Source organism: Streptomyces sp. DSM 106670 (assembly GCF_055792845.1).
In genome coordinates, this window is record NZ_CM147704.1 from 4,130,014 (window position 1) to 4,141,990 (window position 11,977).

Annotated in this window: 9 protein-coding genes; 5 read left to right on the forward strand and 4 right to left on the reverse strand. The window is 69.4% G+C overall.

Going from position 1 to position 11,977, the window contains the following annotated elements; all coding sequences use genetic code 11:
* Positions 1–1,347, reverse strand: a complete 1,347-nt coding sequence (locus tag ACSMXR_RS18295) for a YibE/F family protein (protein ID WP_473169422.1) — start codon at positions 1,345–1,347, stop codon at positions 1–3.
* Positions 1,348–1,543: 196 nt separating this feature from the next.
* Here ACSMXR_RS18295 and thiC point away from each other — a divergent pair, with 196 nt between their 5' ends.
* Positions 1,544–3,334, forward strand: a complete 1,791-nt coding sequence (gene thiC / locus ACSMXR_RS18300) for a phosphomethylpyrimidine synthase ThiC (protein WP_137229471.1) — start codon at positions 1,544–1,546, stop codon at positions 3,332–3,334.
* 319 nt (positions 3,335–3,653) lie between these two features.
* Complete coding sequence (locus ACSMXR_RS18305; RefSeq protein WP_137229473.1) at positions 3,654–4,010, forward strand: DUF805 domain-containing protein; 357 nt, start codon at positions 3,654–3,656, stop codon at positions 4,008–4,010.
* 166 nt (positions 4,011–4,176) lie between these two features.
* On the opposite strand, the gene ACSMXR_RS18310 is transcribed toward ACSMXR_RS18305, so the two are convergent.
* The 3 genes from ACSMXR_RS18310 to ACSMXR_RS18320 all read right to left on the reverse strand — a co-directional run bounded on the left by ACSMXR_RS18310 (position 4,177) and on the right by ACSMXR_RS18320 (position 7,592).
* The gene (locus tag ACSMXR_RS18310; RefSeq protein ID WP_137229475.1) at positions 4,177–5,007 is read right to left on the reverse strand and encodes a hypothetical protein; all 831 of its coding nucleotides are present in this window, start codon (positions 5,005–5,007) and stop codon (positions 4,177–4,179) included.
* Between the two features lie 203 nt (positions 5,008–5,210).
* The gene (locus tag ACSMXR_RS18315; protein ID WP_374202290.1) at positions 5,211–6,320 is read right to left on the reverse strand and encodes a metallophosphoesterase; all 1,110 of its coding nucleotides are present in this window, start codon (positions 6,318–6,320) and stop codon (positions 5,211–5,213) included.
* Positions 6,321–6,479: 159 nt separating this feature from the next.
* On the reverse strand, positions 6,480–7,592 hold the full coding sequence (locus tag ACSMXR_RS18320) for a LacI family DNA-binding transcriptional regulator (RefSeq protein WP_006126041.1): 1,113 nt from the start codon (positions 7,590–7,592) through the stop codon (positions 6,480–6,482).
* Positions 7,593–7,997: 405 nt separating this feature from the next.
* Between ACSMXR_RS18320 and hisC the strand changes: the two genes are divergently transcribed.
* From hisC to cydB, 3 genes are all read left to right on the forward strand, one after another.
* Entirely contained in the window at positions 7,998–9,077 is a 1,080-nt protein-coding gene (gene hisC, locus ACSMXR_RS18325; protein WP_473169423.1) for a histidinol-phosphate transaminase, read from the forward strand.
* A gap of 286 nt (positions 9,078–9,363) precedes the next feature.
* Positions 9,364–10,875, forward strand: a complete 1,512-nt coding sequence (locus ACSMXR_RS18330) for a cytochrome ubiquinol oxidase subunit I (RefSeq protein ID WP_030077325.1) — start codon at positions 9,364–9,366, stop codon at positions 10,873–10,875.
* A gap of 16 nt (positions 10,876–10,891) precedes the next feature.
* Complete coding sequence (gene cydB, locus ACSMXR_RS18335) at positions 10,892–11,893, forward strand: cytochrome d ubiquinol oxidase subunit II (protein ID WP_359138756.1); 1,002 nt, start codon at positions 10,892–10,894, stop codon at positions 11,891–11,893.
* Positions 11,894–11,977 lie beyond the last annotated feature (84 nt).

The window sequence follows — 11,977 nt, forward strand, 5'->3', positions numbered from 1 at the left end:
TCACTTCTTGCGCCGACGGCCCCGGCCGCTCCGCGCGGGCGCGGCCGCAGCCGTCTGCGCGCCGCCGGACCCCGGGCGGTCCGCGGAGACGACCAGCGCGGCGAGCACCGTGGTCACCGGCACCGAGGCGACCAGGCCGATCGACCCGACCAGCGTGCGGACGATCTCCTCGGCGACCAGCTCGCTGTTGGCCACCGTCCCCACACTGCTCTGGGCGATGGAGAAGAGCAGCAGCAGCGGCAGCGCCGCGCCCGCGTACGCCAGCACCAGGGTGTTGACCACCGAGGCGATGTGGTCCCTCCCGATACGGATACCTGCCCGGTACAGCCCCTTCCAACCCATCTCCGGGTCCGCCTGGTGCAGTTCCCAGACGGCGGAGGTCTGGGTGACCGTCACATCGTCGAGCACCCCGAGCGAACCGATGATGACGCCGGCCAGCAGCAGACCGCTCATGTCGATGTCCGGGTAGAGACCGTGGATGAGGCCGGTGTTGTCGTCGGTGTTGCCGCTGAGGCTCGCCCAGCCGATGAACAGGGAGCCCAGCAGCCCGATCAGCAGCAGCGAGATCAGCGTGCCGACGACCGCGACCGAGGTACGGGCCGTCACCCCGTGGCAGAGATAGAGCGCCGCCAGCATGATCGCGCTGGCCCCGATCACCGCCACGACCAGCGGATTCGAGCCCTGCAGGATGGCCGGCAGGATGAACAGCGTCAGCACGACGAACGACACCGCCAGCGCCACCAGGGCCATCAGCCCGCGGAACCGGCCCACCACGACCACGGCCAGCGCGAAGATCCCGGCCAGCAGCGCCATCGGGATCTTCCGGTCCACGTCGGTCACGGAGTACTGGAGGTCGCGCGGCGCGTCGGGCGCGTACGCCACGACCACGCCCTGACCCTCCTTCAGCTGCCGGGGCGCGTCCGGCTGGACCACCTCGACGAACCTGCGGCCCTTGTCGTCGCCGCTGGTCACTTCGATGGTGGCCTTCGCGCACTCCCCCTCCTGCTCGTTGACGGCCTCCCGGCCCGAGGGCGTGGAGGTGTCGCCGGTCGGGGGCACCTGCGCGGCGTTGACGTCCGCGCAGTCGACCTTGACCACCTGGACGACCTTGCCGTCCTGGGTCTGCCGGTCGAAGCCGACGCCGGTGCGCTCGTGGTCGGGCACGCCGCCGGGCCAGAAGGCGATCAGGCCGACGACGACCGCCGTCGCGAACGGGATCAGCACGGCGGCGATGACCTTGCGCAGGTGTTGGGAGACCGGCGCGGCGGGCCCGTGGCTGTGCGTGTGGCCGTGGCTGTGGCCCTGGGGCGGCGGCTGGGGTGCGGGGTCGCTTTGGGGGGAGGTCACGGGGCGATCATCGCAAGAACGGGAGGGCCCTCTGGTCAGCTCGCCGGAAAGGACGCTAGCGTGGAGGCACCTTTGCACACGCGGGAGCTCGGAGCACCGGGCTGAGAGGGCGCTGATCGCCGTACATCCGTACGGGACACGCTGCGCCGACCGCCGAACCTGTTACCGGGTAATGCCGGCGTAGGGAGTAGGTCTCATGACCACATCGGACGCACGCACGCCTGCCTCGAAACAGATCGCCGAGAACCAGGGCGACGAGGCCGGGAAGTCCATCGGCTGGCACAAGGGGTACGTCCAGGGCTCGCGCCCGGACCTCCGGGTGCCGGTCCGACAGGTGCACCTCACCAACGGCAAGGACGTGACGCTGTACGACACGTCGGGGCCGTACACCGATCCCGGCATCGACACCGATGTCCGCCGCGGCCTCGCGCCCCTGCGGGAGAACTGGATCATCGCCCGCGGTGACACCGCGGAGTACGCGGGCCGTCCGGTCCGCCCCGAGGACGACGGGCTCAAGCACACCTCGCCGCGCGGCGGACTGCGCAACCTCGACGCCGTGTTCCCCGGCCGGCCGCGCCAGCCGCGCCGCAGCCGCGACGGACGTCCCGTCACCCAGCTCGCGTACGCCCGCCGGGGGGAGATCACCCCGGAGATGGAGTACGTGGCGATCCGGGAGAACGTCGAGGCCGAGGTCGTCCGTGAGGAGATCGCGGAGGGCCGGGCCGTACTGCCGGCCAACGTCAACCACCCCGAGATCGAGCCGATGATCATCGGCAAGCGGTTCCTGGTGAAGGTCAACGCCAACATCGGCAACTCGGCCGTCACCTCCTCCATCGAGGAGGAGGTGGACAAGATGACCTGGGCGACGAAGTGGGGCGCCGACACGGTCATGGACCTGTCCACCGGCCGCAACATCCACACCACCCGGGAATGGGTGCTGCGCAACTCCCCCGTGCCGATCGGCACCGTCCCGCTCTACCAGGCCCTGGAGAAGGTCGACGGCCGGGCCGAGGAGCTGACCTGGGAGATCTACAAGGACACCGTCATCGAGCAGGCCGAGCAGGGCGTGGACTACATGACGGTGCACGCCGGTGTGCGCCTGCCGTACGTCCCGCTGACGGCCCGTCGCAAGACCGGCATCGTCTCGCGCGGCGGCTCGATCATGGCGGCGTGGTGTCTGGCGCACCACAAGGAGTCGTTCCTCTACGAGCACTTCGAGGAGCTCTGCGAGATCCTCGCGACGTACGACGTCACCTACTCGCTGGGTGACGGACTGCGTCCCGGGTCGATCGCGGACGCCAACGACGAGGCGCAGTTCGCGGAGCTGCGCACGCTGGGCGAGCTGAACACGATCGCCAAGCGGTTCGGCGTGCAGACCATGATCGAGGGCCCCGGGCATGTCCCGATGCACAAGATCAAGGAGAACATCGACCTCCAGCAGGAGATCTGCGAGGAGGCGCCGTTCTACACGCTCGGCCCGCTGACCACGGACGTCGCCCCGGCGTACGACCACATCACCTCGGGCATCGGCGCCGCGATGATCGCCTGGTGGGGCACGGCGATGCTCTGCTACGTCACGCCCAAGGAGCACCTGGGGCTGCCCAACCGGGACGACGTGAAGACCGGCGTGATCACCTACAAGATCGCCGCCCACGCGGCCGACCTGGCCAAGGGGCACCCGGGCGCGCAGGAGTGGGACGACGCGCTGTCCGACGCGCGGTTCGAGTTCCGGTGGGAGGACCAGTTCAATCTGGCCCTCGACCCGGACACGGCGCGGGAGTTCCACGACGAGACGCTGCCCGCGGAGCCCGCGAAGACGGCGCACTTCTGCTCGATGTGCGGGCCGAAGTTCTGCTCGATGAAGATCTCCCAGGACATCCGGCGTCAGCACGGCGGTTCGCAGGAGGAGATCGAGGAGGGCATGGCCGAGAAGTCGAAGGAGTTCGCGGCCGCGGGCAACCGGGTCTACCTGCCCATCGCCGACTGACCTGATCCGGCACCCTGGCAGATCAGGTGGGCCCGGCGGCCGAGTCCGGTACGCCGGGCCCACCGCCGTCGGGTCCGCCTTCGCGGGGCCGCCTCCGCCCGTTCCGCGCCGTACGAGTAACTACAGCTGGTTCGTGGCTGTTTGGCAGGATTAACCGCCTTGTTAAGCGACAGTATGGACACAGTCGTGTGGCAGCTGGATGTACGTTTGGCCGTCGGCTCACCTGCGCTTGACCCTTTCCTTATCCGTGGCTTACTTTCCGGCTTGCTTGGCTGAAATTGGTGCGCCCTCGGAACGGGGGCCCGGGGAGGGAAACACAGTGAACTGGTACCTGGACGTACTCAAGAACTACGCAGGCTTCAGCGGACGCGCGCGCCGCAAGGAGTACTGGATGTTCGTGCTCTTCAACTTCATCATCGGCGTCGTGCTGTCGGTCATCGGCTCGGCGATAGACACGCAGATCCCGTACTACCTCTACCTCCTCGCGGTCCTCGTCCCGTCGCTGGCGGTCCTGGTGCGCCGGCTGCACGACACCGGCCGCTCCGGCTGGTGGTTCTTCATCGCGTTCGTCCCGCTGGTCGGCTTCATCATCCTGATCGTCTTCCTCGCCTCGGAGGGCAAGCCGGAGACGAACCAGTACGGCGTCAACCCGAAGCTGGCTCCGCAGGCCATCTGATCCACCGCTCCGGTCCGCCCGGAGCGTCTCCCCGGGCCGGGCGCGGCACTTGCCGCCCCGGCCCGCGGTGCGTCCGGAGCCGGAAGCGCGGCCGGACCCCGGCGGAGGGCGCGCAAGCGGAGCCGGTACCGAACCGCAAGCGGAAGGCGGTCCGGGCCACGGCCCGTCACTCCGGGCGGTGTTCGGGGCCGCCGAAGTCCGGGCTGGTGAAATCGGGGCTGGTGAAGGTCGGCCGGGGGCCGGCCGCCGGTCCGTCGTCCGGGCCCGAGAAGTCCGGCCTGCTGTAGCCCATCTTCGGGATGCGGTTGGGCGAACGGTGCGGGGTCCGCGCGGCGGGTCCCGCGGTGGGGTCGGCCAGGGCGTCCCGGAGGAACGGCAGGATGCCGCGCTCCAGCAGGGCGTGGCGCCAGGCCTCCCGGGCGCGTGCGACCTCCTCCGGAAGCTCCTGTTCCTCGTCCTCGGCGGCCAGGGACGTCGTGCTGTTGCGGAGTGCGGTGACGAGCAGTCCGACGGCCGCGACCAGGATCGCGGCGGCGGCGACCGCCGCGAAGAACCACCCGGCGGCGACCATCGAGTCGCCGAAGGCCACCGAGGGGCTGACCGCCTTCAGCAGATAGCCGACCAGCAGGAAGATGACGGCCGCGGTACCGGCCAGCAGCGGGGTCAGGACCGTGACGACCGCGCCTATGCCGGCCCCCGCTCCGGCCGCCGTGCTCTGCGGCCCGTCCACGGCCGGGATCCCGTCGGCCGCTTCGGCGGCCGTCGCCCGGCGCAGTTCGTCCCGGGCCTCGACGTAGTGCTCGTACTCGGTGGCCGCGGCCGCGGTGATCAGCGCCGTGGCGCTCAGCGCCATGGTGCGCAGCTGTTCGGTGTTGAGCCGGTCACCGACGCCCTCCAGGTCCGGACGTTCATGAGCGTGGCGCAGTGCGTCGCCCAGGATCCGCTCGTACTCGGGTCCGTCCTCGGCCAGCAGGTGCGGAGCGCTTGTCATCTGCATCCCCCGATGCTCCGTCGGTGCCCGGCTGCCCGCGTGGACCGGGCGATCGGGCGGAAACGGAGGAGAGCCTGCCACTGATACGCCGATGGTAGAGCGCTCACGGCAGGGGGTGACAGTGTGTTTCCAGAATTGGGCCCGGTGACGGGTCCGGTGATCGGCGAGGTCGGCGCAGGCGGAACCTGAAGCGCCTTCCCCGTCGACGGTCAGGCATGCAGGGGGAGTTGAACCACCAGCAGCTTTCCGGCCATGGTCACTCCGCCGTCCATGGCGATGGCGAGGCCGTCCGCGTACACATGCGGGCCGTTGATCACGGGGCCCGACGCGTCCTCGCCGTCCTCCGTGCCGACCTCCCCCAGGAGATACGGAATAGGGCTGTGACCATGGACGACGCGCTGTCCGCCGTACGTCGCCATCAGCTCGCGCACCGCGTCGGCGCCGCCCTCGTCCCGGAAGGCGAACCGCTTGGTCAGCTTGCGGAAGAGGTCCCAGCACTCGTCGGCGTCGTTACGCGTGAGAATGGCCGTGATCGTGTCGTTGACGTCCTCGATGGTGGACCCGTAGTCGAGGTAGGCCGTCGTGTCGGAATGCATCAGCAGATGCCCGTCCTCCTCGACGACCGCGTCGAGCCGGGACATCCACTGGAGGTGGACGTCCTGGAGGCGCTCCATGTCGGTCTTCTGGCCGCCGTTGAGCAGCCAGGCGGCCTGGAAGGTGGCGGTGCCGGCCCCGGAGTTGACGGGGGTGTCGGCGAACCGCTTGGCGCCGAGCAGCAGCAGCTCGTGGTTGCCCATCAGGGCCTTGCAGTAGCCGCCGGCCGCCGCCGCCTCGGCGGAGAGCCGCATGACGAGGTCGATGACCCCGATGCCGTCCGGACCGCGGTCGGTGAAGTCGCCGAGGAACCACAGCCGGGCGTTGCCCGCGGCCCAGTTCCCGTCGGCGTCGATGAGGCCCTGCTCGCCGAGGGCGGCCAGCAGTTCGTCCAGATAGCCGTGGACGTCGCCGACGACGAAGAGCGGGCCGAGACCGTCCTCGGGCACCGGGGCCGGCTCGGCGACGGTCTGCACCTGGACCGTGTCGCCGCGCCGGATGACCGGGAGGTCCCGCTCGGTCGGTGTGTAGCCCTCCGGCCGCTCGTCGCCCACGACGGCGTTGCCGGGATGCGGCGCACGGGGCGGCACCGAGGAAGGAGGTGCCACCTGTGCCTGTGGTGGCACGGGTGTCTGCGCATACGGCGGAACCCGGAAGTCACGCAACGTCGCCGTCCGCACCACGGGTTCCTGACCGGCCCCCTGAGTCATCGACCCCTCCACCACCGTCGCGCCGCCGTACACCTGACGGGCCCTGCCTGGTAGAGGTGGTCCGCGGTGTCGTGCGCCCATCATAGGAATGCGGATCGATCTGTGTGACGCACCAGGGGTGGTGAATCCGGGCGCACGCACGGTTCACCGGCCGATTGGTCCGAAAAGAGCCGATCAATCCCCGCTGGGGGAGCGCGGCGCGCTGACCGTGGTGCGTGGTGGACGGCGTTGCGAGGAGGTCCGGACGATGAGCTCCGTCGGTATGACCTGCTCCACAGGACCGTCGTGCTCGACTCCTTCGATGGCATCGATGAGGAGCTGGACGACGGCCGTGCCGATGCGGCGCGGCTTCAGCGAGAGCGTCGTGATGGGCGGCTCGGTGGCCGCGTACACGGTGGACTCGCTGCAGCAGACCAGCAGCAGGTCCTCGGGGACCCGCAGTCCGTAGCGGCGGGCCGCCGCGAGGAGATCGGTGCCGTTGGGGTCGAAGAGCCCGTAGACCGCGTCGGGGCGGTCCGGGCGGGCGAGCAGCCGGTCGGCGGCGACCGCCCCCGCGCAGGGGTCGTGGGCCGGGTAGGACTCGTAGACGGGATCCTGGCCGACCCGCTCGCACCAGTGGAGGTAGGCGGTGGTGGACAGCCGGGTGTACGTGTCGGTGGTGTTGCCGGTCAGCAGGCCGATACGGCGGGCTCCGGCGGCGGCGAGATGGTCGAGGAGGTCGAGTACCGCGGCCCGGTGGTCGTTGTCGACCCAGGCGGTGACGGGGAGCGTCCCGGCCGGGCGGCCGTCCGAGACGACCGGCAGGCCCTGGCGGACGAGTTCGGTGACGACCGGGTCCTGGTCGGAGGGGTCGATGACGACGGTCCCGTCGAGCGCGACGTTCGACCAGACGTCGTGCCGGGAGGTGGCGGGGAGGATGACGAGGGCGTAGCCGCGGGCGAGCGCCGCGGAGGTCGCGGCTCTCGCCATCTCCGCGAAGTACGCGAATTCGGTGAAGGTGAAAGGTTCATTCCCGTACGTGGTCACGGTCAGGCCGATCAGCCCCGACTTGCCCGTACGGAGGGTTCGGGCCGCGGCGGACGGGCGGTAGCCCAGGCGCTCGGCGACCTCGCGGACATGGCGGCGGGTGGCGTCCGGGAGCCTGCCCTTGCCGTTGAGCGCGTCGGAGACGGTCGTGATCGAGACTCCGGCCGCGGCGGCCACATCACGGATCCCCGCCCGTCCCGGCCGGCCGCTGCGCCGGGGTGTCTCCGTCCGGCTCACCTGGTGCTTCCCTGCTGCTGTCATGGCGAGCCGATAGTAGGGCTCCGAGGGGTGGTCGGTCCGGTCGCATATGCGCACGTTGACAGGCACGTTTCTGCAAGGTCACTGTCTATCAGATTCCTTTGAATACAAGGGAGTTGGGTGCTCTTGCATGCGTGTTTCAGGTGCTGGCGGGTGGCAGCCTGCCGAATGTGCGATGTCTCGAAGAGGTCTCAACTCACCACTTCGGGGGACGCGCGCCACGGCGTGAGCCACCGGCGCGCGCCGGACCGGGCTGCGCTCCCCCGGGCGGAGGCCCCGGACCGCCCCCGTGCGAGGTCCCATTCCCGGGCACTGCGGTCGATTTCCCGCTCGGGCCATTCGCAGCGGGGCCCAATCCTCATAAGGTGTGCAGTATTGCTGTGAACGGACGGTCGAGGAGGACCTGCGGTGAGCGAGACGAGCCCCAAGCTGCGCGCCGAGCTGGACGGCGTTCCCGCCTATGTGCCGGGGAAGCCGGCGGCGGCCGGTGGACCGGTCGCGTACAAGCTGTCCTCCAACGAGAATCCCTATCCGCCGCTGCCGGGTGTCCTGGAGTCGGCGCTCGCCGCCGCGGGGAACTTCAACCGCTACCCGGACATGGCGTGCACCGGCCTGATGAACGAGCTGGCCGACCGTTTCGGTGTGCCGCTCTCGCACATCGCCACCGGAACGGGCTCCGTGGGTGTGGCCCAGCAGCTGCTCCAGGCCACCTCGGGCCCCGGCGGCGAGGTCATCTACGCCTGGCGGTCCTTCGAGGCGTACCCGATCATCACCCAGGTCAGCGGCGCGACCTCGGTCAAGGTCCCGCTGACCGACGGCGATGTGCACGACCTCGACGCGATGGCGGACGCGATCACCGACCGGACCCGGCTGATCTTCGTCTGCAACCCCAACAACCCCACCGGCACGGTGGTGCGCCGGGCCGAGCTGGAACGGTTCCTCGACCGGGTGCCCGGCGATGTGCTGGTCGTGCTTGACGAGGCGTACAAGGAGTTCATCCGCGACGCCGAGGTGCCGGACGGCATCGAGATCTACCGGGACCGGCCCAATGTGGCGGTGCTGCGGACCTTCTCCAAGGCGTACGGTCTGGCCGGGCTGCGGGTCGGCTTCGCGGTGGCCCACGAGCCGGTGGCCGCCGCGCTGCGCAAGACCGCCGTCCCCTTCGGTGTGAGCCAGCTCGCCCAGGACGCGGCGGTGGCCTCGCTCCGCGCCGAGGACGAGCTGCTGGGCCGGGTCGGCTCGCTGGTGGCCGAGCGCACCCGGGTGAGCGCGGAGCTGGTGCGCCAGGGCTGGACGGTGCCGGAGTCGCACGCGAACTTCGTCTGGCTGCGGCTCGGTGAGCGTACCCTCGACTTCGCGGCGGCCTGTGAGCGGGCCGGCGTGGTCGTGCGGCCGTTCGCGGGCGAGGGCGTGCGGGTCTCGATCGGCGAGGACGAGGGCAACGACCTGTTCCTGAAGGCGGCGGAGGCGTTCCGCGCGGAGCTGTAGCCGCCGGGCGCGCGAGGCGGTTCCTCGCGCGCGGCGGCACCGTACGGCCGGGTGGCCCCGGACCTCGATCGACGAGGTCCGGGGCCTTTCGCGTGGGCGGCGGGGGCCGAGCACACGGACCGGGGCCGAAAAGGGGTACCCCCGGCGAAGGCTCCGAAAGTGTGTGCGCCATAATTGCTTGTGAATGTGAACGCGTTCACAAGCGTGCCCTGCTTCCTCCCGTAATCGGTGGGATCAAAGGGGCATAGTGCCGGTGTGACCACGGCGATGTAAGGAGACTGACGACGTGGACCTAGCTCTGGCGCCGGAGACCCTGGCGCGATGGCAGTTCGGCATTACCACCGTCTACCACTTCCTCTTCGTCCCCCTGACGATCTCGCTCGCCGCGCTCACCGCCGGCCTGCAGACCGCCTGGGTGCGGACGGAGAACGAGAAGTACCTCAGGGCGACCAAGTTCTGGGGCAAGCTGTTCCTGATCAACATCGCCATGGGCGTCGTCACGGGCATCGTCCAGGAGTTCCAGTTCGGCATGAACTGGTCCGACTACTCGCGCTTCGTCGGCGACATCTTCGGCGCTCCGCTCGCCTTCGAGGCGCTGATCGCCTTCTTCTTCGAGTCCACCTTCATCGGGCTGTGGATCTTCGGCTGGGACAAGCTGCCGAAGAAGATCCACCTCGCCTGCATGTGGATGGTCTCGATCGGCACGATCCTCTCCGCCTACTTCATCCTGGCGGCCAACTCCTGGATGCAGCACCCGGTCGGCTACCGGATCAACGAGGAGCGCGGCCGCGCCGAGCTCACCGACTTCTGGCGGGTGCTCACCCAGGACACCGCGGTCACCCAGTTCTTCCACACCATCACGGCCGCGTTCCTGGTCGGCGGAGCCTTCATGGTCGGCATCGCCGCGTTCCACCTGGCGCGCAAGAAGCACATCCCGGTGATGCGGACCTCGCTGCGGCTGGGGCTGATCACCGTGGTGGTCGCCGGACTGCTCACCGCCGTCAGCGGCGACAGCCTCGCCAAGGTCATGTTCCGGCAGCAGCCGATGAAGATGGCCGCCGCCGAGGCGCTGTGGGACGGTCAGGAGCGGGCGCCGTTCTCGATCTTCGCGTACGGGGATGTCAGCAAGGGCCACAACTCCGTGGAGATCTCGCTCCCCGGGATACTGTCCTTCCTCGCCAACAACGACCCGAACTCCTATGTCCCCGGCATCAACGACATCAACAAGCAGTCGCAGGAGAAGTACGGGCCCGGCGACTACCGCCCCAACATCCCGGTCGCGTTCTGGAGCTTCCGCTGGATGATCGGCTTCGGGATGGCCTCCTTCGGCCTCGGCCTGCTGGGGCTCTGGCTGACCCGGAAGAAGTTCCTGCTGCCACCGGCGCTGCGGACCGGTGAGGACGAGGTGCCGCATCTGGTCCTGTTCCGGAACAAGGCGCTGAGCCCGAGGCTCACCAAGCTCTACTGGCTCGTCGCGCTCTGGACGCTGCTCTTCCCGCTGATCGCCAACTCCTGGGGCTGGATCTTCACCGAGATGGGCCGCCAGCCCTGGGTGGTCTACGGGGTGCTCCAGACCCGTGCCGGGGTCTCCCCCGGGGTCTCGCAGGGCGAGGTGCTCACCTCGATGATCGTCTTCACCCTGCTCTACGCGGTGCTCGCCGTGATCGAGGTGAAGCTGCTCGTGAAGTACATCAAGGCCGGGCCGCCGGAACTCACCGAGGACGACCTGAACCCGCCCACGAAGATCGGCGGCCACGACGAAGACGACGCCGACCGGCCGATGGCCTTCTCGTACTGAGCACAGGAGCTGAGAGATGGAACTCCACGACGTCTGGTTCGTGCTCATCGCCGTCCTCTGGACCGGCTACTTCTTCCTGGAGGGATTCGACTTCGGCATCGGGGTCCTCACCAAGCTGCTGGCCCGCGACCGCAAGGAGCGCCGGGTCCTGATCAACACGATCGGGCCCGTCTGGGACGGCAACGAGGTCTGGCTGCTCACCGCCGGCGGCGCGACCTTCGCCGCCTTCCCCGAGTGGTACGCCACCCTCTTCTCCGGCTTCTATCTGCCGCTGCTGATCATCCTGTTCTGCCTGATCGTGCGGGGCGTCGCCTTCGAGTACCGCGCCAAGCGGTCCGAGGAGCGGTGGCAGACGAACTGGGAGACCGCGATCTTCTGGACCTCGCTGATCCCCGCGGTGCTGTGGGGCGTGGCGTTCGGGAACATCGTGCGGGGCGTGAAGATCGACGCCGACATGGAGTACGTCGGCAACTTCTGGGACCTCCTCAACCCGTACGCGATCCTCGGCGGCCTGGTCACGCTCACCCTCTTCACCTTCCACGGGGCGGTGTTCGCCGGTCTCAAGACGGCGGGCGACATCCGGGTCCGGGCCCGCGCCCTGGCGCTGAAGCTCGGTCCGGTCACCGCGGTGCTCGCGCTGGGCTTCCTGCTCTGGACCCAGGCCGAGAACGGGGACGGCTGGAGCCTGGGCGCCCTGATCGTGGCGGTGGTGGCGCTCCTGGCCGCGATCGGGGCCATCGCCAAGGGCCGTGAGGGCTGGTCGTTCGCGTTCTCGGGCGTGACGATCGCGGCGGCGGTCGCGATGCTCTTCCTGACGCTCTTTCCGAACGTCATGCCGTCCTCGCTGAACGACGCCTGGAACCTCACGGTCACCAACGCCTCGTCCAGCCCGTACACGCTCAAGATCATGACCTGGTGCGCGGGCATCGCCACGCCCATCGTGCTGCTCTACCAGAGCTGGACCTACTGGGTCTTCCGCAAGCGCATCGGCACCCAGCACATCGCCGACGCGCACTGAATCCGGTCAGCTGCCGCGGGCCTCGCGGCTCGCGGCAGCTCTCGATCCCGCAGAGCTCACCGACCCCGCCGGGGGGATGTTTCA